Raw genomic sequence first — 21,184 nt, forward strand, 5'->3', positions numbered from 1 at the left:
AACAGTCAATTGAATATAAAATAAATCTGTTCTCACATCTTCCATCATAATTGAATTGACATAAGAACTAAGTCCTAGGGTTAGTACTTGCTTTTTCAATATAAAGATTTTGCACCTTATTGCCGTAAATTTGTCTGCTGTACTCTTATGTAAAGAGATGTAAATCACGTATTAAAAGTATAAATAATGTTATTTAAATCAATTGTAGCCTCTAAAAATCCAGTTAAAATAGAAGCAACCAAAGCAGCTTTTAAAAAAATGTTTCCTGAACGGGAGATTAGATGCGAAGGTGTTTCTGTTTCATCAGAAGTGCGAGATCAGCCCATGTCCCAGCAAGAAACGCTTGCTGGAGCAGAAAAAAGAGCTTTGAATGCTCAGCGCGAAATACCCAATGCAGATTTTTGGATAGGAATAGAAGGTGGTATTCATGATGACGAATTCGGAATGCAAGCTTTTGCTTGGATTGTTGTCCTTTCAAAAAATGCTGCAAGTCAAGCACAAACCGCTGTATTTTATCTGCCCGAACCCATAGCTAAAATGGTAAGGGAAGGAGTAGAACTAGGAGATGCAGATGATCTCTATTTCGGTCGATCAAATTCGAAACAAAAAGAGGGGGCTGTGGGAATATTGACCAATGGAGAAATCGATAGAAAAACATATTATGAGCATGCTATGGTGATGGCTTTAATTCCGTTTGCTAATAAAATTAAATGATTAGTTTCTTGTATTTTTCCATTTGCGTTAATATTTTCCGATAAAAAAAACTATGAAGCCTTTTTTTAACCTTAATTGTGAATGTAATAGCCATTACCACTATTCTTGCGCAAAAACCCTCAACAATTATTCTGACAAGCAATAAAGCAATCCCACAGGGATTTTATTTAAATGTTCAAGATCAAGATTATGGATTTAATCCTGAAAAAGAATCACATGAATTATCAATTACAGTAGAAGGGCCTGAATATGGTTTCTTAGTCTCTCCCAAAGGTAAAACATATATGTTTTGGTACGAAGAGGGGGAAGTAAAACTGAATTTCCAGCAGAGCTTAATGAAAGACGAACTATTAGTTGATGGCTCGACTAGTCATATAATATATAAAAGTTTAGACGAAGCCTCAAAATTCAGTGATTTTAAGTCAGTGTTTCATGAAAATAATCAATCGGCTGTTGCTTTAAACTATATTGAAAGTAAATACAAATTTCTAGATTTTAGTGCCAATGAATTTCAAGAAATACATGAACTAATTGCTTCAGATAGTCGGGATTTAACGCCCAGATTCAATGCGTATATTGAAGTTATGGATAAAGAAAAGCTAGAGAAAAATAGTCAGTTTATAGATTTTGTCGGTTTTGATAAAGACGGTAAGGCTTTTAATTCTGCAGATTTCAGAGGGAAGTATTTGTTGATAGATGTTGCAGCTACTTGGTGCAGACCTTGCTGGACTGCTTTTCCATATATGATAAAAAGTCTGAATGAATATCAAAACATTCAGTTTTTGACTCTAAATGAAGATAATCGTACTGAGAGATGGCTTGCAATGGCTAGTGAAAGAAAACTAGATATTACGTGGCCAGTATTGTGGGAAGTAGAAACAGGGAAAGAGAAGCTTCTTCACCAATATAAGATCGATTCTTTTCCTACCTATATTCTAGTGGATCCAGACGGTAAGGTTGTTGAAAGATGGAGTTTTTCTAGCGAGAAAGTATTTTCGCTGAAGCTAAAAAAATATTTGAAAAAAATGTAAATTGTATGTTTACTAATACCTTATTACAAAATTTCGAAAAACAGAACTTTTATCAGACATTTCAATTTTTGCGGTAACATTTGTTACGCCTTTAGGATGCATCAGCCTCTACTTTTGTCAAAAATTTAATTTATATTATGACATTGATAGAGATAATAGGATTTTTAAGTGCAGCAATTATCGGCATTTCTTTAGGACTGATTGGTGGAGGAGGATCAATCCTGACGGTTCCAGTCTTAGTATATTTATTAGGAGTTAATCCTGTCACGGCTACGGCTTATTCACTTTTTATTGTAGGTTTTAGCTCACTTTTAGGTGGAGTAAATTATGCTAGAAAAGGATTAGTTGATTACAAAACAGGGATCGTTTTCACGATTCCCGCTTTTATTTCGGTATATCTTACTCGCTTGTTATTGGTACCTGCATTGCCTGATACCTTCTTTTCAATCAATGGTTTTGAATTCACCAAATCAATTGGGATAATGGTACTTTTTGCCTTGTTGATGATCGCTGCTTCCTACTCAATGATCAAAGACAAAAAAGCATTAAAAAAAGAGTTGAAGGATGTAGATGCACCAAAAAAATATAATTATCCACTAATAATTATCGAAGGATTAGTAGTAGGGGCTTTAACTGGCTTAGTTGGAGCTGGAGGAGGTTTCTTAATTATTCCTGCTTTAGTTGTGTTAGCAAAATTGCCAATGAAGCAAGCTGTTGGTACTTCCCTCTTAATTATAGCCGCAAAATCACTAATTGGGTTTATAGGAGATATTCAATCAGGCAGTGATATTAACTGGATATTTTTAGGGATTTTCACTGCGATTGCTGGCTCGGGTATTTATATTGGTTCATACTTATCTAACCTAGTTGATGGACAGAAGCTGAAAAAAGGTTTTGGATGGTTTGTCTTAATAATGGGATCTTTCATGATCGTGAAAGAATTGTTTTTGTAGGTGAACAAAAATCCATAGCATGCTAGGGTTGCTTATTCTAGGCTATATTTTGAATTCTTTTTATTTTACATTAATATATTTCTCTAACTGAAATCCTTTCAAATAGATACTTGTTAATTTAAAAGCAAGCTATTTTGTTTGTAACCAAAGTTACTATCCCTGTCAGCTTATTTCCGTTCGAAATATTAAAGAAAAAGAGTGATTATGAATATTAAACATTTTTATGACGAGGCTTTAGCTCAGGGTTCATTTGCAATTGAAAGTGAAGGTAAGGTGGCATTAATTGATCCATCGAGAGATATAAAGCCTTATTTAGATTTTGCCGATCAACATGATGCAAAGATTGTAGCGGTGTTTGAAACCCATCCGCATGCTGATTTTATCAGTAGCCATTTAGAGCTGCAGAAAAAGTTCGGAGCAGATATATTTATAAATGAAAAAGTGGGCGTGAATTATGACTTCAAACATATGGGTCACGGAAATCATGTGAAAATTGGTAATGTTACCTTTAAAGCACTATTTACACCTGGACATTCACCTGATCATAATTCATATTTATTGCTAGATGAAAATGGAAAGCAAAAGGCTGTGTTCACAGGTGATTCCTTATTTGTGGGTGATGTAGGCCGTCCCGACCTGAGAGAAGGAGCTGGGAATATTCAGGTAAGCAGGAAAGATTTGGCGGGCATGATGTACGATACAATAAACAATGTCTTCTCAGAATTATCAGATGAAACAATTGTATATCCTGCTCACGGGGCGGGATCACTTTGTGGTAAAAACATGAGTAGTGAGTTGAGCAGTACTATAGCTAATGAAAAGGCTAATAATTGGGCTTTCCAGATAGAGGATAAAGATAAGTTTGTTGATGCTTTTTTAGAAGGACAATCCTTTATTCCAAAATATTTTCCGAATAGTGTTGAAGTTAACCGAAAAGGAGCAGCGGAACTTGAAACGTCCGTTAAGAATGCCAGTAGAAAAGAGGCAATAGAGATTCCAAAGGGATCAATTATTATAGATTCAAGAGCCAAAGAGGCTTTTAAGAAAGGTCATTTAAAAGGTGCCATTAATATTCAGAATCAGGAGGCTGATAAATTTGAAACATGGTTGGGTTCGATTGTTGGTCCAGAGGAGGAGTATTATTTTATAGCAGAAAACGAAAATGAATTGGAGTTTGCAATTTATAGAGCTGCTAAAATAGGGTATGAGTCTAATCTCGTAGCAGGAGTAATTAATCCAAAAGGGGAAATAGTAACAGATGCATCAGTAAATCTTGAGGATTTCAAAAATAACCCAGATGCTTACACCATAATTGATATCAGAAATAAATCGGAAGTTGCTGATGGAAAGTTTTTTGATTCAGCTCTTAATATCCCACTACCAGAATTACGAGAAAGAGTAAATGAAATTGATACTCAGAAACCCGTTATTGTGCACTGTGCGGGTGGGTACCGTTCAGCAGCTGGTTTTAGCATTATTAAAAGTAAATTACCCACGGCTAAAGTGTACGATTTAAGCGATGAGGTTAATGAGTTTAAATGAAGATTTTTAAATCGTATTAACACTTTCTATTGCTCTAATTGGGATGTGAATACCACCCTTCAGCATAAGGTGGTGTTCACCAACTCCCCAAACAGTGGTTTCAACTTCTCCTTTTCCTCCGTCTTGTAAATGAAAAGTGATTTTAACTTTAGTTTTTTCAAGGTTTCCTAAAGACTGGGCCCTAATTAAATCTGACATTAAATGTTTTTTCTTGGTGACATCGCTGAATGCTTCATTAACTGTAAAATGAACATTAGCCAAATCTTCTTTTTTTAAAATTTGATTTTCCATCTCCAATCGTTTTAATCTTTCAAACGGAAACGACTTGGCCTTGATCGTATGTATTTATCTAATTATTTATTGAAATTTTAAATATTGGTCATATAAAATATTGATGATATGTAGTTTGTGAGTATATTTTATCCCAAAAGATAGTCTTTAAATAGTCTTCTCTTTTAGTTCTCCAGTCCTGTATGCAAGTAATAATTCCTTCAAATCAGCGATTCGTTCTTTTATATTTTTCCCATCATCTACGTCTCTGATCCGTTGTTTGCTTTCTGATTGATCAAGAAAAACTTCGCTATAAGCAATATCTTTTTCATCGGCTATTGCGATCTTCTGGCTTTCAAAAGTTTCGTGTGCAATTAACTGTCTACCGTAGCAATTATGCATCAAAGTAAATCCCGCTATTCCTGTTTGATCTTGATAGGCCTTTGAAAATCCACCGTCAATAACGACTAGCCTTCCCGCTCCCTTTATAGGACTTTCTCCTTCTTTTACAGAAACCGGAACGTGACCATTTAGAATCACAGCTTCAGACCCGAGGCCAAAATCTTCCAAAATCATTTTACAAGTCTCCGCATTATCACGGTAGTTGTAATAGTAGTTCTTATTTTCGATCTGAATACTTTTGTCTTCTATGAAATAACGTTCAAATGTTGCCATTTTATGTTTCCCAAAAATTGGGGAGTCTGGACCAGCCCATAAGTACCAAAGAATATCTACGCCTTTAAGTTCTTCTTCGGATTCGTTTCGGGCTGCAAAAGCTAATTGAACTTGCTTATCAAAATAATCCATTAATGCTTTACCCTTATAAGATCTGTGGTCGATTCGAACTGCTTTTAAGAGACCATTTGAATTCAAGGGAATACAGCCATGATACAATAAGTTCTTATTGGTAACTTTATACATGCTGCCTTTCTCAAAAAGAAACTTAGCATGGGCTTGAAGTTTAGTGCTCTTTTGAAATGATTCTACTAATTGATCCATTAAAAATCTTTCCTCAGGATGCAATTTGGTAAGGTTACCATTTTCTAGAGTTGGAAAATACCGATCTTTTAAGGGATAAGATTTTCCTTCTATTTTTACTTTCCCATTTCTTAAATCTATTTCAGACATAAATAGTCTGTCATTCATACCGAATTCAGGTCTGCGTTTTACGAGCTGATGCTCCAACTTGAATTGAATAATAGATATGGCCTTGTGCATCAGCCGATTTAACCATTCTTCTGAGCTGCTGTGGATTTCATCAGGAGCTGCTTTTGGATTGAAAATAATACCTTTATCATTTTTATAGTACTCTAGCGCAAAGGATGCCAAAGGCAATAGGTTGATTCCATAGCCTCGCTCCAGAGTGTTGGTATTGGCATACCTTAAAGATAATCGAAGGACATTGGCTATGCAGGCTTCTGAACCACATGCTGCACCCATCCACACAATATCATGATTGCCCCACTGAAAATCAACCGAATAATGATTCATTAGCTCATCCATAATTATTTCTGCACCTGGGCCTCTGTCATAAACATCACCAATAATATGGACTTTATGTATGGCTAATTTTTGAATGAAAAATGACAATTGGATAATTAATTCATCAGCTTGATCAATTTCGATAATACTATTGATAAGATGCTCATAATAATCATTCTCATCACCCAAATCTCGTTCTGCCACTAATTCAGTAATAATTTCATTAAAGCCCTCTGGTAATAAGCTCTTCAGTTTTTTGCTTGCATAGATAGAAGCAAAATCTCTTGTTAATTGGATTAATCTGACAATTGTTTTGAGATAAAACGCTTTTAGATTTTCGGAATTTTCCTTGATTAACTCTAGCTTTTCCTTAGGATAGTAGATGAGTGTCGCCAATTGCGCCAAATCATTTGCTGAAAGTTCACAGGTAAAAAGCTCCTCAATTTTCTGTTTAATAACGCCTGATCCATTGCGCATTAGATGTTGAAACGCTTCATGTTCACCATGAACATCACTAATGAATATCTCAGCCCCTTTGGTTAAATTCAAGATTGAACTTAATGAAACTATTTTTGTAGAAACCGATAATTTATTTGGGTACTTTTCAGAAAGGAGTTTGAGGTATTTTTTGTCCAATGGCATTAGTTACGGCTACTTACTTACTTGAAGATACGGTTTCTATCATAACTAACCAATCATTTTATTCAAACTGTTTTTCTAAACCGATTGCCTTATTGGTTGAACTAATGGATGGAAAATGCTCTATACTTTAAAAATAATTTAACCGAGTTAAAACTTTTTCTTCTTACCCTTCATCATAGATTCAAATAAGTCATAAATTGAATTGAACAAGATGTACGCGGTGCAAAACGAAGATTTAATATCACAAGCTCAAACAGGAGACACTTACGCCCAGAGTGAATTGGTAAGGGAGTGGTATCCGCGTATTTATAATTATGCTTTCAAATATTTTGGCGATGCTGATTTAGCCTCAGAAGCAACACAGCAGACTTTCATTGCCATGCATCATAAGATTGGGCAATTAAAAGAATGCGATAAGTTCAAACCCTGGATTTACACTATTGTCACGAATATTTGTAGGCAAGAAAGTAGAAAAGGAAAAAGACACCGATGGCTAAGTTTTGATCAGTTGTTGCCCAAACAAGAGGAAGATAGTAGCCCAGCATGGGAAGTTTCAAAACCACGAGAAAGCAATCCTGAGCAAAGCTATTTGCAAGGAGAGCTGGGAGATATTTTGACGAAATGTCTTCAGCAACTTAGCAAAGATCAAAGGGAAGTATTGATTATGAAAGAATATGAAGGCTTGAAATTTAGGGAAATAGCGGAGGCATTGAATACTTCTGAAAACACAGTTAAATCAAGATTGTACTATGCATTTTCCCATATGAGGAAATTATTAGCAAAAGAAAACATTACAGAAAAAAGTTTAAGATATGAAAACTGAAGATTGGAAAGCGAAAATGATGGACTATCTCTATGATGAGATGAGTTCAATAGAAAAGGAAGCATTTGAAAAGGAGTTGGCTCAGAACCATGAGCTAAAAGAAGAATTAAAAGCTTTTCAGAGTGGTAAAAATGTATTGGGAAACTGGGAAGATGAAAAAGTAAGTGCACCTCCATTTTTTAATGTACAAAAAAGCACTGAAAAACAGCATGGTCAAACTGCTCTTAAATGGTTTTTATCCATTGCAGCTTCCCTGCTACTATTAATGATTGCAGGAAAATTCACAGGTCTGCAAATAAGTAAGCAAACCAGTGGATTTCAAATTGCATTTACACATGAAAATCAATCCAATCCACAACTTGATAAAACAGAAATCCAACAAATGGTAAATGTTGCTTTGGCCAACTATGAAGATAAATTGGATGCAGAACGAAAAGAAGATAAACAGGAGTTAGAGAAGTATTTATCTCTGCAAAGCCAACAAAATAAAAAGCTAATCAATAATTACCTCACTGGATTACAAGAAAGTAATATGCAAATGATGCAAACCTATTGGAAGGAAGGTACTGAACAACAACAGCTTTACACTCAAGAATTACTTACAAATTTTGCTGACTACATAGAAGAGCAAAGAAAAGAAGACATGGACTACCTATTTGCAAAAATGGAGTTGATGGAATCAGACAAAGATTTATTCAAAATAGAGACCGGCCAGATGATCAATAGTCTAGCTAGTAATCAACAAGAAGAACAGGCTTATTGAGAAAAATAAAGCACGAGCTTGAAAGCTCGCTCAAGCAAAGAAAGATTTTAAAACATTAAATACTAGAAAGATGAAAAAATATAGTTTAATAGTAGCATTATGCCTTTTTGTAGCCACAACTTTGGCGCAAGAAATTGACAGCCAAACAATGGACAAAGACTTAAAAGTAGCCCAAACCGTTTTAAACAGTTTGGTTAATGAAAATAGATCTATCCATTGGAGCAATGATAGCCGAGATAAGCAAACCCAATACATCGAAGGATATGGTGTGATTTTATCTTTACCAAAAAGCAATGTTTTCGGTTTCGGTTTTACATCTGATATGCCGCCAATGCCTCCAATGCCTGATATCTCCAATGCTATTGCTAAAAGTTTTGAAGTAATAGAAGACATACAAATTGATATGGAAGATGAAGAAGAAATGGAGGCTGAGGTTCGGGCAGAACTTGAAAAAGAAAGAGCCGAAAGAAGAAAGGAATTGGCAGTAAGACAAGCGGAATTGGAAAAAAGAGCAGCTGTTGCTATGGAAAGAGCTCAAGTCAAAATCCACCAAATGGATAGCATGAGAGAAGAAAAGGCAGTGGAAAACAGAGAAAATATTGTTGATTTTCTGTTAGATTACGGTCATCTTATCAGTCAATTAAAAGATTCTGACAAAATTTTGGTGATGGAAAAAGGACATGATGTAAGATTTTACAGAGATGCAGGACGAGTAGAAAAATTGAAATCGAACAGACTTTCTGTAGAGGCCAACGTAAAAGACATTAGAGCTTTTCAGGCTGGAAAAATTGACAGGAAGGAAGCTAAAAGCCGAATTATTGTAAACACAGTGAAGGAAGAAAAACCTTTGGCTAAAGATTTGACTTTATTCCAAACTATCATCAAAAGACTATATGCTCGCGATTTGTCAGAGACTTACTATATCAACGGTGGAATGCCTGCAGAACAAATCGAAGGCTTAGGCGTGATTTTTTATATGGATATGGTTTCTTCTACTAAATCTGGTTCAGATGGTTGGAATGTACCCACTCAAGAACAGAAAAATCTTTCACAAGAGGAAAGAGATGAGCTGATCAAAGATCTATACCCGAAATTTGAAGAGGATCTTAGAAACAACATTGTTGAGTATGCACAAAACGTCAATAGTCTGCCAGAAGGCGAGCAGTTAATTTTTAAAGTCAGCGTTACCAAATGTGAAGGCTGCGGAATTCCAGAAACCCTTGAACTGCAATTAAAATCTACAACATTAAAAGATCTAAAATCTGGAAAGATCAATGAGAATCAAGCAAAAAAAGAAATCAAACTATCGAAGGGCGATATGCAGTAAGCCCTCCTATAAACCACAAGTGAAACCATCTTCAAACAAAATTGAAGATGGTTTTTTTTATGCCGTTTTCAGAGTATTATTGCAACAAGAACCGAGATCTGGCCATCATGATGGCTTCAATTTTAATAAACTATCGAAATGATTAATTTTTTCATTGGTTGGAACCAAACCGTCATGAGAAACAATTCTTCTCAATTTCAATTTAAAACCACCTTTTTAGTACTTACTCTACTACTATTGACTTTTTGCAATCAGTCAACATTGGCTCAAAATGGCGAAATATACGGGATTGTAAAATCAGAAAATGATGAACCAATGCCTTACACCAATGTGGTGATATTAGGTCAAGCAATTGGCACTTCCACCAATTATGATGGTGAATATTCCCTAAAACTAAAGCCAGGCGATTATAAAATCAGCTTTCAATTCATTGGTTATAAAAGTGAAGTGCGTGATATTTCTCTAAATGCCAATGATAAAACTGAAATTAATCCAGTCTTAAGTGTTGAGAAGGTGTTTTTAAATGCTGTTGAGGTAAGTGCAAAAGCAGAAAATCCGGCTTATGAAATCATACGAAATGCCCAAAAAAGTCGAGAGAAGTACTTAAGCGAAAATAAAAACATAAGTTATAGTATTTATACTAAGCTTTTTGGCAAGGCCGAGACTAATTCAGATAATATGATTAACTTTTTTGGAACGATGCTTACACCTAAAAATGGGATATTCTATCTGTCTGAATCTGTCAATAGGGTTTATCAATATGAACAAGATAAGAAATTACAGGAATTAAAAGCATCCTTGGTTCTGGGAGATGATTTGAGTGCGAGCAAAAATAATCCTGTATTTATAGATTTGTATCAAAACAGACCATTCTCGGTAGGGTCTCAAATGGCACAAATAAGAATTGCATCTCCAATTGCTACTGATGCATTTAGCTTTTATGATTACGATTTTCTGGGATCCTTTGAAGAGGCTGGTTTTACTACTCATAAAATCAAGCTAATTCCTAAAGGAAACGATAGGAATACGTTTACTGGAGAAATTTATATTATTGATGGCAGTTGGAGAATTTACCAGTCTCACATCTTTTTAAAGAGTATGGCTGGGGATATAGAAATCAGAACTCAAACAATTAAAAATGATGAAACCGGGACTTTCCTACCATTTTCATCTAATTTGTTTTTGGAGAAGACTGGAAGTAATCTGGAAGTATACTATCATAATGTAGCATATGATTACGATTTTAGCGCTACAAAGCCTGAGCAATCGGAGCAACTTAATAAGCTAATTGATAAATCTGACTACTCAAAGCCTGCCTCATGGTGGGAATCTACGAGGCAAGTTGAATTGACAGAGGAAGAGCAACGAGCCTACCAAATGGACAGGGCTACCAAAGGAAATTCTTTTGAACTTGAAAAAAGTGATAATGACAGCTTATACCAAAGCCTCATCGCAAAAGAAAAGAAACCAAATCCCTTGCAATTCTATAGAAAGGCCATGGCAGAAGGTGAATGGAATCTCAGCGAAAAACTAGGATTGGATGTAGGTATTTTTACTTTTAATACTGTGGAGGGTGGTGTAATAAAGCCTAGCTTAACTTTCCAAGATCAGTTTAAGAATGAACATAAATATTCAGCTTCTGCATCATTACGTTATGGCTTTGCAAGTCATGATTTCTATGCCAAGGGGGCTTTTTCATATGAATTGAATCCTGCAAATATCAGTTTTATTGAATTGGAAGGCGGAAGCTATATAAATCAAATATCAGGAAGGCCTTTGATAACCGATTATTTGAACATGTTATATACTGTATTTGAAAAGCAAAATTTCCAAAAGCTTTACAGGAATGATTTTATTTCCTTGGAATGGAGAAGGGAGATTGTAAATGGATTAGATATAACACTTGGAACTTCATTTAATAAAAGGCAGCCTTTAGAAAATAATTCTGATTTCAATTGGTATGATGAAGAGGAAGAAGCTAGGGAATTCAGTCCAAACCAAGCGCTCATTCAAGGACAATATCGCTCCTTTGAACAAAATGATTTATTAAAAAGTAGTCTTTTGCTCTCTTATCAACCAAAAAGGAAATTTGATTTAGTAAATGGCAGGAAACTCCCTCTGTCGTCTAAATATCCAGTTTTCACAATTGGTCTTGATGTAGGAGTGCTGGATACCGAGTATAGCAGATTCTGGGGAAATATGTCAGATGGATGGAGTTTGAATTCTGTAGGTTTTAGCAAAATCAGCGTCAGTTACGGACAGTATTTAACAGGAAGTAATTTGACTCCTATCGACTTTTTCCATTTTATGGGTAACCAAATTTTCATTTCTCAAAATCAACGGCAATTTGGCTTAGCATTCCAATTACTTGACTATTATCAACATAGTACCTCAGAGTATTTTGTAGGAGCCAATTTCGAGCATGATTTTGATGGTGCTATTTTGGGACGCGTACCTCTCTTGAAGAAAATTGGACTTAAGTCTTATTTTATGGCTAATTATTTACAAACAGCAGAGAGCCCTAGACTGCTTGAGCTAGGTGTCGGATTAACATCTTCCTTTTTACCAATTCGACTTAATTATTATTTTGGGTATGAAAATGAACGCTTTTTGCAGCATGGTTTTATTCTTACTTCCTCTTTTTAATTATGATCCGATTTTTTAATAAATTTAAAGGTAGATTAAAGTAGTAATGTGAAGTTCAAACAAGATGTCCAAAAAATCGACCTTATTATATCTCTCAGACCTTTACTACCCAGCCAAAGGCAGAAATTACTATGAAGAAGATCTATACATCACTTCTCAACTGCAAGCACATTTCAATATCTTAATTGGTAATCCGCAGCAGGCATTAGCCTTTTTGGCTAAAGCTGATTTTATCGTGTTCAGAAATACAGGACCAGTGGCCTACTATCAAGACTATTTCAATGAATTTGTGGAAGCCGTAAAGGAAAAAGGAATTCCAACTTTCAATTCATTTGATGGAAAAGCTGATATGAAAGGGAAGCAATATTTGCTTGATTTATTTTCACTAGATTTCCCAGTTATTCCTACCGTTGACAAGATCGCTGATTTGAATTTACTTCCACCATCTCCACAGTATATCATCAAGCTTAAAAATGGAGCAGATTCTATTGGTATGGAAAAAGTGACTCAAGAGGAATTAAGTAAAGCCGATTTGAATAGTAAGCTTATCCAGCCGTTTATTAATTTTGAATATGAGGTTTCCTTTTATTTCATCAATAATGAATTTCAATATGCCTTATACGCACCAGATAAAAGTAAAAGATGGGAATTAAAAGTCTATGAGCCTTCAAATGGGGATTTAGAATTTGCTCAGAGTTTCATCGATTGGAATAATATGGAAAGAGGAATTCAAAGGGTAGATGCCTGCAAAGTGAGGGATGGACGCCTATTATTGGTAGAATTAGAAGATTTAAATCCATTCTTATCTTTAGATCTGTTAAGTGAAAAAACAAAAAGTGGATTCATTAACAAATTTGTATCAGCAATGAAGGAAATCACTTTTTAAGTAAAACAGCATGTCAGAACAAAGATTTAAAGTATCATTAACGCCCCATTCAAAATTCATTTTCTCTACATCAGGAAGTGCCAGCTCTATTGAAAGACATAATTCAGCACTTCAGAAATTAGAACTTAATCTGTTGTATTTCACTTTTCCTCACGAAATCGCAGCAAAAGACTATGCTGACCTCTTGCGTTCACCGATCTCAAGAGGTGGCGCAGTCACTGGTAAAGACGGACTTAAATCCAAGATTATTCCCTTTTTGGATGAAGTAGAGCCAATTGCGAAAAAAACCTTAGCCGTTAACACCGTAGTGAATGAAAATGGCAAACTCTATGGATACAATACGGATGCGATCGGATTGAAAACGGCTTTAGAAAATGCTTTAAAATCAACTGCGCATTCCATTAAAACAGCAGCGATATATGGAAATGGCGGAGTATCGGGTGTAGCTTACCACATCTTGAAAGACTTGGGCTTGAGGGTAGTGTTGACGGGAAGAAGTCCTGAAAAAGTGAATGCTAAGAAAGAGGACTTAGGAATTAAAGATGATGAAATATCAGCACCTTATGATCTGATAGTAGATGCGACTCCTATCTCATCACAGCCTAATTTCTTAGACGCAAAAGGCTTTTCCGAATTGCTAAACAATTGTAAAATGCTTTTCTGTCACAATATGCCCCAAAAGGATAACAAACCCAATTTCTTAAAGAGCTATTGTGAAGAAAATAATATTGAATTCATTCCCGGCAGTGCCATGTATAAAGCACAATTGGTTCGACAGTATCAACTTTTTATTGGAGATATATCAGCAGAAGTAATAATAGAGAACTGGAATCTTACGGACTAACATTTTCATTCTATTTAACATCTAAAATAGAAACCCAATAAGAATTAGTACTTTTACGGACTTGAATAAATAACACCAATGGATTTACTGAAAAGAAATATTGAAGCGTATCTAGCCAGAGAAAAAAAGTCAATGGCTGATTTTTTAGATGGTTTTAACATTCAAAGATTGGATCAACTTTCTCTAGGTGATTTTAAACTTTTTTGTGCTGAAAATGAATTAGATTATGCTAATATGCTCTGTAGACCAATGTTTGTTGATAAATCTAAAATTAAGGACATTAAACTTTTGATTTTGGATGTGGACGGTGTTATGACTGATGCGGGAATGTTCTTTACTGAAAATGGCGATCAGTTCAAAAAATACAATGCCAAAGATGGAATGGCTATAAAAGCCCTGGAGAAGTTTGGCATTCAAACGGGTATTATTTCTTCCGCTCATAAAATCAAGATGGTGAAAGTCCGTGCTGAAATGCTGAATATCAAAAACCTTTATGTGGGAAGCGAGCCTAAAATTGATATCCTTTTAGATTGGTGCGAAAAACTAGACATTAAACTATCTGAAGTCGCCATTATAGGCGATGACATCAACGACTTAGCGGTCATGAAAGCAGTAGGTTTTTCTGCTTGTCCTGCTGATGCAGTTTTAAGAGTGAAAGAAACCGTGGATTTAGTTCTAGATACCAAGGGCGGAAAAGGTTGTGTAAGAGAATTTATTGACTTCTATTTATTAGATGAACCAGTCGGGTAATAAAAAAGAAGGCATGACCTTAAGCCATGCCTTTTGAATTATGATTCAAAGCTTGCATTCAATGAAATAGGCACAGCACTTAATGCTTTTGAAATAGGGCATCCTTCTTTAGCGCCTTCTGCCATTTCTAAAAATTCTTTTTCGGACAAACCACTAACTTTACCTTTTACGGTCAATTTAATCTCTTTAATGGCAAAGCCCTCTCCTTCTTTATCTAAAACCACTTCTGCCTGAGCGTCAATTTCATCAGGTGTATGACCTGCTTGTGAAATAGCCACACTTAATGCCATAGCATAACAGCCCGAATGCGCAGCTGCTATCAATTCTTCAGGGTTTGTTCCTAAAGTTCCATCTTCATTTTCAAATCTACCTTTAAAGGAATAAGGCGTATTGTCAAAAAACTTATTGGAACTGCTTAAATGTCCTTTTCCATCTGTTGCAGTACCTTTCCAATTTGCTGTTACTTTTCTTTTAATTGCCATAGTTGTATTTTTACGTTTTAGTTCATATGATTTAACCTCCCTTACACTTATAGGTTACATTGTAGATTCTTTCATATGATGGTGTCTGGTATTTAGTATATAGAAAACTTCAAGCTTCTGACTTTATACTTCCCGCTTCATACTTCCAACTTAATATTTCAATTCTAATGCAAAACCTGTAATTTCGCATTTCAATATTCAAATCTTTAGATATCCATGAATTTATCAGCGCGAATAGAAGCCTTTAAGACCTTAGGAGAACAATTACGAAATATGAGTGAATCCGAGTTGGATCAATGGTATTTCCGTGCCACAGCTCACAATAATTGGTTTACGCGTGAAAATGTGGTGCATGCAGTAAAGGCTTTAGGTGAGATGTTAGATGCTGAAAAATTGGAGCAATGGGTAGAAAAGTATGATTTACCCGAAGAAAGCTCAAAAAAAATTGCCGTAATCATGGCAGGAAATATTCCGCTAGTTGGCTTTCACGATTTCTTGTCGGTTCTTATTTCAGGCAATAGTGTAATAGCGAAATTAAGTTCTCAGGATCCATATTTATTAAAAGAAATAGTAGCGAAGTTGGTAGCTATCAATCCTGAATTTGAAAATAAGATCGAACTGACTCAAGAGACTATTGGTGGTTTTGATGCCGTGATAGCAACAGGTAGCAATAATTCTGCGAGATATTTTGAACAGTATTTTGGAAAATATCCTAATATAATCCGCAAAAACAGAAGCTCAGTAGCCGTTTTAACAGGAAAGGAATCAGAAGAAGAAATTCAAGCTTTGGGTAAAGATATATTTCAATATTACGGTTTAGGATGCCGAAATGTAAGCAAACTTTTAGTACCAGAGGGATTTGACTTTTCTCCCTTCATCAAGGCCTTAGAAGGTTTCAAATGGGTGGCAGATCACCATAAATGGGTAAATAATTATGATTACAATAAATCAATCTATTTAGTAAATGACGAGCCCCATTTAGACTCAGGTTTTTTCCTGATGAAAGAGGACGAAGCTTTAGTTTCTCCCATATCAGTACTGTTTTATGAATTTTACAAGAGCGATAAGGAATTAGAAGAAAAGCTCTCAAAACAAAAAGAGCAAATCCAATGCGTAGTACAACAGGGCGCTGAAATAGAACCAGGAAAAGCACAACAGCCAGAGCTATGGGACTATGCGGATGGAGTGGATACTTTAGAATTTCTTTCAGAGTTAAATTAATTCAAGGCTACATTTTTGGACAATTAGATCTAGGCGTGTAATTTTCAAGAAAACTGCTAAATGTCTTTTTCCACATCCTATATTAAGCTAGTAGAACGATTTCTTCCTTCACCCTTTGTGATAGCAATTCTATTAAGCGGAATTACATTTTTTCTTGCTTTGTTATTTACAGCTCAAGAGGGGAACGTACTGGAGCAATCGCAAAGCATTTTAGGTTATTGGCAAACAGGATTTTGGGAGTTATTGGCTTTTACCATGCAAATGGTACTCATTCTACTTTTAGGCCATACGCTTGCCCTGACACCTTTCTTTTCCAGAATTATTCACAGAATTGCTTCTATTCCCAAAAACACTGCACAGGCAGGATTTTTAATTAGTTTTTTCACCATTATCATGAGTTTTCTAAACTGGGGGCTATGCCTGGTTTTTGGTGCCATATTGAGTAGAAGAATTGGCGAGAATTTCACAGCGCAAAATAAATCCTTCAACTATGGAATATTAGGTGCTGCGGGTTATTCAGGAATGATGGTTTGGCATGGTGGATTGTCAGCTTCTGCACCCTTGAAAGTAGCAGAAGCAAAGCATTTTTTAGTAGATAAAATAGGGGTCATCAGTATTTCCGAAACGCTGTTTTCTACTATGAATATTATCATAAGTTTTGTGATTTTGATTGCCGTGCCAGCTTTGTTCTACCTATTAGGGAAATATTTTAAGTCAAACTCTGATTATCAATCAATACTAACTTATAAAGAAGAAAAAGTTAAAGAGAGCCAATCAAATGACAGTGAAAACAAGGCTTGGATAGCTTATGCTTTAGGTGGAGTGATGCTCATAAGTGCTCTATTATTTGCTGTAGACAAATTGCAATCCAATCAGGCATTTATGGATTTGAATTTTGTCAATTTTCTATTCCTTACTTTTGGGATTTTACTTCATGGCAGCCTAGCAAAATTTATGTCAGCTGTGAATTCTGGTATTCAAGGAGTGAGTGGAATCGTAATTCAGTTTCCTCTTTACTCTGGAATAATGGGAATCATGAAATATTCCGGCTTGGTGATTTTAATATCCGATTTTTTTGTTTCTATATCTACAGCTACATCATTTCCAATTTTAACTTTTTTCAGTGCTGGCTTAGTGAATTTTTTCGTCCCTTCTGGTGGCGGACAATGGGCTGTGCAAGGTCCAATTGTGGTAGAAGCTGCGCAAGCTTTAAACATTCCCATTCCCAAAATAGTAATGGCACTGTCTTATGGCGACCAGATTACCAATATGCTGCAGCCATTTTGGGCCTTGCCTCTATTGGGGATAACACAACTGAAAGCTAAAGATATCCTGCCTTACAGTCTATTTTCTTTGATTTTAGGTAGTTTGATTTTTATTGGAGGATTGTTGGTTTTTTAGTTTTCAAGTATTTATGGTTTGAAAATCGAACATTAAGACGTATAACTTTTTTTTAAATGCAGATCGCATCACCCCCTTGTAGCCCCCTGATTGTTATTACGTTAAGGAAATTTCCTAAATGCGATTTTCGCTTTAGCGAAAAACCTTTGTTTTCTTTTGAATCTTTTGTGATTAAATAATAATGCTTGTGAGCAGGTACAATCGGCAGCATATTTCCACCATAAAAGAGACAAGAGAACACAAAGAAAAATAACCTTGGTTATTTTTTAGGATTTCAGTAAAAGATATGGCTTATATCTTAAATAAATAGCATTCCAGTTTCCAAGGTCGGTGGCAAACCGACCACCTATTCCAGCTAGGTGCTTTTGGTCGGTAAGCCACCCACCGAGGATATCATTTAATTAATTAGCTACCATTGCTCATTATAGGAGAAAAGAAATTGAGAAGAAGTAAAAAGAATAGAAGTTTAGTTTCTCCTTGCCTTTATAAACTTGTTTTATCATTCTTTAAATACCAGCACTCAAATGCCCTTTATCATTATACTTCACCATCTGAAACATATTCTTTGTTGCTCTGATATGATATAAAGCTAAATTCGAATGTTGAAAGATGTCCATATCAGAAAGTGGATAATTGAATAGCTGAGCCAAAAGAATTCGCATTGCCCTTCCATGCATACAAATCAACACTTTATGTTCATCCTTTTTGCTCATAATATATTTTATTGAATCCAATTGACGCATCGCCACCTGATCTGGAGACTCTCCGCCTTCAACAGGCAAGGATGTTTCTCCATTTTTCCATCTATCCAACATGGCGTAATAATATTTATTTTCCTCAGGCGTAAAAGGCTGTCCTTCACGAGTGCCCCAACTGATTTCATTTAAGCCCGAAAGCTTTTCAAAAGAAAGTCCTTGATCGATAAATTCTTTTACCGATTCATAAGTCCTTTTCAAATTCGAGATATATAATTTATCAAAAGGGAAATGGCCATAAGCTTTAAAAAATTCCGCAGCTTGTTTTCTGCCTGTATCATTTAGCGAAGCGTCAACACCACTGCCCTGAACTATTCCTTTTAAATTGAAGTCAGTTTGTCCGTGGCGAACTATATAGATATCTTTAATCATAATTGTGATTTCTGAATGAATCAAATTCAGGAAATATTGTTCATTATTGAATCTGAATCCGTAATTTTCGGCTCGAAAATACAAAACAGATTTAGTGTAATAGCTATGGATAGAAAATTTCTTCAAAAGCCTAGTGTGGAAGAACTCAATAAATTAGGTAAAAACACCATCTCTGAAGTATTAGGGATGAGTTTTACTGAAATAGGTGATAATTATTTAGTGGCCAAAATGCCAGTTGACAAAAGAACCCACCAGCCTTATGGCTTATTGCATGGTGGTGCATCTGTGGTCTTAGCTGAAACTTTGGGCAGTGTGGCTGCAATGCTGATGGTTGATCCAGCAAAATTCTATTGTGTGGGGCTAGACATAAACGCCAATCATATACGTGGCATTAAAGAAGGGTGGGTATATGGTAAAACAACGCCAGTCCACATTGGTCGAACTACACAGGTTTGGCATATTGAAATAATGAATGAGCGTGAACAATTGATATGTGTTAGTCGTATTACAATGGCAGTGGTTAAAAAATAATATTGGAAAGAGAGATTTTAAGCATAAAGCAAAAAAGGCTGACAGCAGCCGCACATCTACATAAGTTTTTGGCATTCGCTCAGCAATTAAATGCTGCAGTAGCTATTTATAGACTTCCTAATGAATCAAAGATTCAGATTTTGTGTGATTTATCGGGAGCCAAAAATATTAATGATCTAAATCTAGAGGACCTTTCTTCCGGTTTCTTGATGCATCCATTTCAAATCAATATAGATAAAATTGTTCATTTCAATGCCGATATTTTAGCACAAATTGATTTAGAGATTTCTACAACCAGTACTGATAAACTTGTCTCTGTTGAATGGAGAAAATCACCCACAGAAGAAATTGAAGAAAAAATCGATAAAGCCAGCCGATTTGATTTCACCTTGTTAAGCAGAGACCAATTCACTCTGTCAACTTCATCATCTGATTATATCAAAATGGTGGAGCAAAGTATAGAGCACATAAAGAGGGAAAAATTTTATAAAGTGGTGCCTTCAAAAGTTAAAAGCATTGATCATAAGAACGATATTAATATAGGTCAGGCTTTTGTAGAGGCTTGTCGTAAGTATCCTAATGCATTTGTAAACTTGACATTTTCAGCCAAAACAGGTCTCTGGTTTGGAGCTAGCCCAGAAACTTTAATTGAAGAACAAAAGGGGGGATATTTTAAAACCATGGCTTTGGCAGGGACGCAGTCGAAATCGGTAAAAAGCATAGCAGACACGACTTGGACACAGAAAGAAATTGAAGAACAAGCATTTGTCTCTCGCTATATTATCAATTGCTTCAAGAAAATTAGATTAAGAGAATTTGATGAAATTGGGCCAAAAACCATTCAAGCGGGAAATCTTCTCCATTTAAAAACCACTTTCAAAGTTAATACCTCCACTACCAACTTTCCAGAATTGGGATCTGTAATGTTAAAATTACTGCATCCGACATCAGCAGTTTGTGGAATGCCAAAAGAGGCTGCGTTAGACTTCTTGACTAAGCAAGAAAAGCACAATAGAAGTTATTTTAGTGGGTTTTTAGGTCCTGTACATTCAGAGGGTTTAAGTCATTTATTTGTCAACTTGCGGTGTTGCCAAATTAGTAATCATTCTGTCACTTTTTATGCTGGGGCAGGGATAACTGAAGATTCAAAGCCAGAAAAAGAATGGGAGGAAACAGAAATGAAATGTCAAGTTTTATCCGATATTATTTTCGGAAATTAAAGTTTAATCCTTAATTTTAGTTTATTAGTCGGTTAATCATTACAATTTATCGAAGCAAAGGATGTCAGCTTGGCCAGAAAATGTAAATTCTCAAAAATTAATTAGTCAAACCTTTTCGACATTATTAAGCTGTCAACAGAAGTTATCCTACAATATTGCTAGAGAGTTAAAGGCTTTTGACATCACTCGACAACAGTTCGAGGTATTGAAAATATTAAAAGGGCAATCGGATAAAGCGATGAACCTTAATGAAGTAAAAATTCAATTAAAAGAAAATGTCCCAGATATCTCTAGAATAGTACAAAGACTGGTAGATAAGGGTTTAATTAATAGAGCTAGGCAATCATTTGATAAAAGAAATTCAGCGATATCCATAAATATTAAAGGCACCACCTTGATACAAAATATTGAACCAGTAATTAACGATAAAATGGCAACATTTTTTGCGCCTTTAGATCTAGAAGAGATCCATGAATTGTTTCGGATTGTTGCTAAAGTAAACAAAAACAAAGACTGATTGGCGGTGTTA

Annotated in this window: 20 protein-coding genes; 16 read left to right on the top strand and 4 right to left on the bottom strand. The window is 35.4% G+C overall.

Translation table 11 applies throughout. The features are described 5' to 3' along the window. Positions 1 to 186 precede the first annotated feature (186 nt). The 4 genes from yjjX (at position 187) to AAC601_RS10505 (ending at position 4,240) form a co-directional block, all read left to right on the top strand. Positions 187 to 714, top strand: a complete 528-nt coding sequence (gene yjjX, locus AAC601_RS10490) for an inosine/xanthosine triphosphatase (protein ID WP_303270034.1) — start codon at positions 187 to 189, stop codon at positions 712 to 714. A gap of 77 nt (positions 715 to 791) precedes the next feature. After that, on the top strand, positions 792 to 1,745 hold the full coding sequence (locus AAC601_RS10495; RefSeq protein ID WP_340153217.1) for a TlpA disulfide reductase family protein: 954 nt from the start codon (positions 792 to 794) through the stop codon (positions 1,743 to 1,745). Positions 1,746 to 1,882: 137 nt separating this feature from the next. Then, positions 1,883 to 2,698, top strand: coding sequence for a sulfite exporter TauE/SafE family protein (locus tag AAC601_RS10500; protein WP_340153218.1), 816 nt, complete (start codon positions 1,883 to 1,885; stop codon positions 2,696 to 2,698). A 204-nt stretch (positions 2,699 to 2,902) separates the two neighbouring features. Further along, positions 2,903 to 4,240, top strand: a complete 1,338-nt coding sequence (locus AAC601_RS10505) for an MBL fold metallo-hydrolase (RefSeq protein WP_340153219.1) — start codon at positions 2,903 to 2,905, stop codon at positions 4,238 to 4,240. Positions 4,241 to 4,246: 6 nt separating this feature from the next. Here AAC601_RS10505 and AAC601_RS10510 read toward each other — a convergent pair whose 3' ends face one another. Together AAC601_RS10510 and AAC601_RS10515 are read right to left on the bottom strand one after the other, a co-directional pair. Continuing rightward, positions 4,247 to 4,531: a hypothetical protein gene (locus tag AAC601_RS10510; protein WP_303270030.1), complete on the bottom strand. Its 285-nt coding sequence runs from the start codon at positions 4,529 to 4,531 to the stop codon at positions 4,247 to 4,249. Between the two features lie 147 nt (positions 4,532 to 4,678). After that, the gene (locus AAC601_RS10515; RefSeq protein WP_340153220.1) at positions 4,679 to 6,634 is read right to left on the bottom strand and encodes a fructose-1,6-bisphosphatase; all 1,956 of its coding nucleotides are present in this window, start codon (positions 6,632 to 6,634) and stop codon (positions 4,679 to 4,681) included. 211 nt (positions 6,635 to 6,845) lie between these two features. On the opposite strand from AAC601_RS10515, the gene AAC601_RS10520 reads away from it, so the two are divergent. From AAC601_RS10520 to AAC601_RS10550, 7 genes are all read left to right on the top strand, one after another. Further along, positions 6,846 to 7,457: an RNA polymerase sigma factor gene (locus tag AAC601_RS10520; protein WP_340153382.1), complete on the top strand. Its 612-nt coding sequence runs from the start codon at positions 6,846 to 6,848 to the stop codon at positions 7,455 to 7,457. After that, positions 7,447 to 8,220, top strand: coding sequence for a hypothetical protein (locus AAC601_RS10525; RefSeq protein WP_340153221.1), 774 nt, complete (start codon positions 7,447 to 7,449; stop codon positions 8,218 to 8,220). The genes AAC601_RS10520 and AAC601_RS10525 overlap by 11 nt, the downstream gene beginning before the upstream one ends. Before the next feature lie 70 nt (positions 8,221 to 8,290). Continuing rightward, on the top strand, positions 8,291 to 9,547 hold the full coding sequence (locus tag AAC601_RS10530) for a hypothetical protein (protein WP_340153222.1): 1,257 nt from the start codon (positions 8,291 to 8,293) through the stop codon (positions 9,545 to 9,547). 138 nt (positions 9,548 to 9,685) lie between these two features. Continuing rightward, on the top strand, positions 9,686 to 12,193 hold the full coding sequence (locus tag AAC601_RS10535; RefSeq protein ID WP_340153223.1) for a DUF5686 and carboxypeptidase regulatory-like domain-containing protein: 2,508 nt from the start codon (positions 9,686 to 9,688) through the stop codon (positions 12,191 to 12,193). 64 nt (positions 12,194 to 12,257) lie between these two features. Then, positions 12,258 to 13,079 carry a hypothetical protein gene (locus tag AAC601_RS10540; RefSeq protein ID WP_340153224.1) on the top strand — a complete coding sequence of 274 codons (822 nt, stop codon included), beginning with the start codon at positions 12,258 to 12,260 and terminating at the stop codon, positions 13,077 to 13,079. 10 nt (positions 13,080 to 13,089) lie between these two features. Then, positions 13,090 to 13,923: a shikimate dehydrogenase gene (locus AAC601_RS10545; RefSeq protein ID WP_340153225.1), complete on the top strand. Its 834-nt coding sequence runs from the start codon at positions 13,090 to 13,092 to the stop codon at positions 13,921 to 13,923. A gap of 78 nt (positions 13,924 to 14,001) precedes the next feature. Further along, positions 14,002 to 14,673 (top strand): HAD-IIIA family hydrolase, encoded by a 672-nt coding sequence (locus tag AAC601_RS10550; protein ID WP_340153226.1) that lies wholly within the window; start codon positions 14,002 to 14,004, stop codon positions 14,671 to 14,673. Between the two features lie 38 nt (positions 14,674 to 14,711). On the opposite strand, the gene AAC601_RS10555 is transcribed toward AAC601_RS10550, so the two are convergent. Continuing rightward, complete coding sequence (locus AAC601_RS10555) at positions 14,712 to 15,155, bottom strand: OsmC family protein (RefSeq protein ID WP_303270021.1); 444 nt, start codon at positions 15,153 to 15,155, stop codon at positions 14,712 to 14,714. Between the two features lie 216 nt (positions 15,156 to 15,371). Between AAC601_RS10555 and AAC601_RS10560 the strand changes: the two genes are divergently transcribed. Next, complete coding sequence (locus AAC601_RS10560) at positions 15,372 to 16,376, top strand: acyl-CoA reductase (protein WP_340153227.1); 1,005 nt, start codon at positions 15,372 to 15,374, stop codon at positions 16,374 to 16,376. Positions 16,377 to 16,436: 60 nt separating this feature from the next. After that, complete coding sequence (locus tag AAC601_RS10565) at positions 16,437 to 17,777, top strand: TIGR00366 family protein (protein ID WP_340153228.1); 1,341 nt, start codon at positions 16,437 to 16,439, stop codon at positions 17,775 to 17,777. Positions 17,778 to 18,283: 506 nt separating this feature from the next. On the opposite strand, the gene AAC601_RS10570 is transcribed toward AAC601_RS10565, so the two are convergent. Further along, complete coding sequence (locus tag AAC601_RS10570) at positions 18,284 to 18,904, bottom strand: histidine phosphatase family protein (protein ID WP_340153229.1); 621 nt, start codon at positions 18,902 to 18,904, stop codon at positions 18,284 to 18,286. Between the two features lie 15 nt (positions 18,905 to 18,919). Between AAC601_RS10570 and AAC601_RS10575 the strand changes: the two genes are divergently transcribed. The 3 genes from AAC601_RS10575 to AAC601_RS10585 all read left to right on the top strand — a co-directional run bounded on the left by AAC601_RS10575 (position 18,920) and on the right by AAC601_RS10585 (position 21,172). Further along, on the top strand, positions 18,920 to 19,435 hold the full coding sequence (locus tag AAC601_RS10575; protein WP_303270017.1) for a hotdog fold thioesterase: 516 nt from the start codon (positions 18,920 to 18,922) through the stop codon (positions 19,433 to 19,435). A gap of 2 nt (positions 19,436 to 19,437) precedes the next feature. Beyond that, entirely contained in the window at positions 19,438 to 20,655 is a 1,218-nt protein-coding gene (locus AAC601_RS10580; protein WP_340153230.1) for a chorismate-binding protein, read from the top strand. 61 nt (positions 20,656 to 20,716) lie between these two features. Next, positions 20,717 to 21,172, top strand: coding sequence for a MarR family transcriptional regulator (locus AAC601_RS10585; RefSeq protein ID WP_303270015.1), 456 nt, complete (start codon positions 20,717 to 20,719; stop codon positions 21,170 to 21,172). Positions 21,173 to 21,184 lie beyond the last annotated feature (12 nt).

Origin of the sequence: uncultured Marivirga sp. (genome assembly GCF_963974845.1) — a bacterium.
Taxonomy (GTDB): domain Bacteria; phylum Bacteroidota; class Bacteroidia; order Cytophagales; family Cyclobacteriaceae; genus Marivirga; species Marivirga harenae.

Coding starts and splice junctions, on each gene's coding strand:
- AAC601_RS10565 (WP_340153228.1), top strand. CDS start 16,437: ATGTCTTTTTCCACATCCTATATTAAGCTAGTAGAACGATTTCTTCCT.
- yjjX (WP_303270034.1), top strand. CDS start 187: ATGTTATTTAAATCAATTGTAGCCTCTAAAAATCCAGTTAAAATAGAA.
- AAC601_RS10525 (WP_340153221.1), top strand. CDS start 7,447: ATGAAAACTGAAGATTGGAAAGCGAAAATGATGGACTATCTCTATGAT.
- AAC601_RS10530 (WP_340153222.1), top strand. CDS start 8,291: ATGAAAAAATATAGTTTAATAGTAGCATTATGCCTTTTTGTAGCCACA.
- AAC601_RS10515 (WP_340153220.1), bottom strand. CDS start 6,634: ATGCCATTGGACAAAAAATACCTCAAACTCCTTTCTGAAAAGTACCCA.
- AAC601_RS10510 (WP_303270030.1), bottom strand. CDS start 4,531: ATGGAAAATCAAATTTTAAAAAAAGAAGATTTGGCTAATGTTCATTTT.
- AAC601_RS10540 (WP_340153224.1), top strand. CDS start 12,258: ATGTCCAAAAAATCGACCTTATTATATCTCTCAGACCTTTACTACCCA.
- AAC601_RS10585 (WP_303270015.1), top strand. CDS start 20,717: ATGTCAGCTTGGCCAGAAAATGTAAATTCTCAAAAATTAATTAGTCAA.
- AAC601_RS10575 (WP_303270017.1), top strand. CDS start 18,920: ATGAATCAAATTCAGGAAATATTGTTCATTATTGAATCTGAATCCGTA.
- AAC601_RS10505 (WP_340153219.1), top strand. CDS start 2,903: ATGAATATTAAACATTTTTATGACGAGGCTTTAGCTCAGGGTTCATTT.
- AAC601_RS10570 (WP_340153229.1), bottom strand. CDS start 18,904: ATGATTAAAGATATCTATATAGTTCGCCACGGACAAACTGACTTCAAT.
- AAC601_RS10520 (WP_340153382.1), top strand. CDS start 6,846: ATGTACGCGGTGCAAAACGAAGATTTAATATCACAAGCTCAAACAGGA.
- AAC601_RS10535 (WP_340153223.1), top strand. CDS start 9,686: ATGATTAATTTTTTCATTGGTTGGAACCAAACCGTCATGAGAAACAAT.
- AAC601_RS10545 (WP_340153225.1), top strand. CDS start 13,090: ATGTCAGAACAAAGATTTAAAGTATCATTAACGCCCCATTCAAAATTC.
- AAC601_RS10550 (WP_340153226.1), top strand. CDS start 14,002: ATGGATTTACTGAAAAGAAATATTGAAGCGTATCTAGCCAGAGAAAAA.
- AAC601_RS10500 (WP_340153218.1), top strand. CDS start 1,883: ATGACATTGATAGAGATAATAGGATTTTTAAGTGCAGCAATTATCGGC.
- AAC601_RS10555 (WP_303270021.1), bottom strand. CDS start 15,155: ATGGCAATTAAAAGAAAAGTAACAGCAAATTGGAAAGGTACTGCAACA.
- AAC601_RS10560 (WP_340153227.1), top strand. CDS start 15,372: ATGAATTTATCAGCGCGAATAGAAGCCTTTAAGACCTTAGGAGAACAA.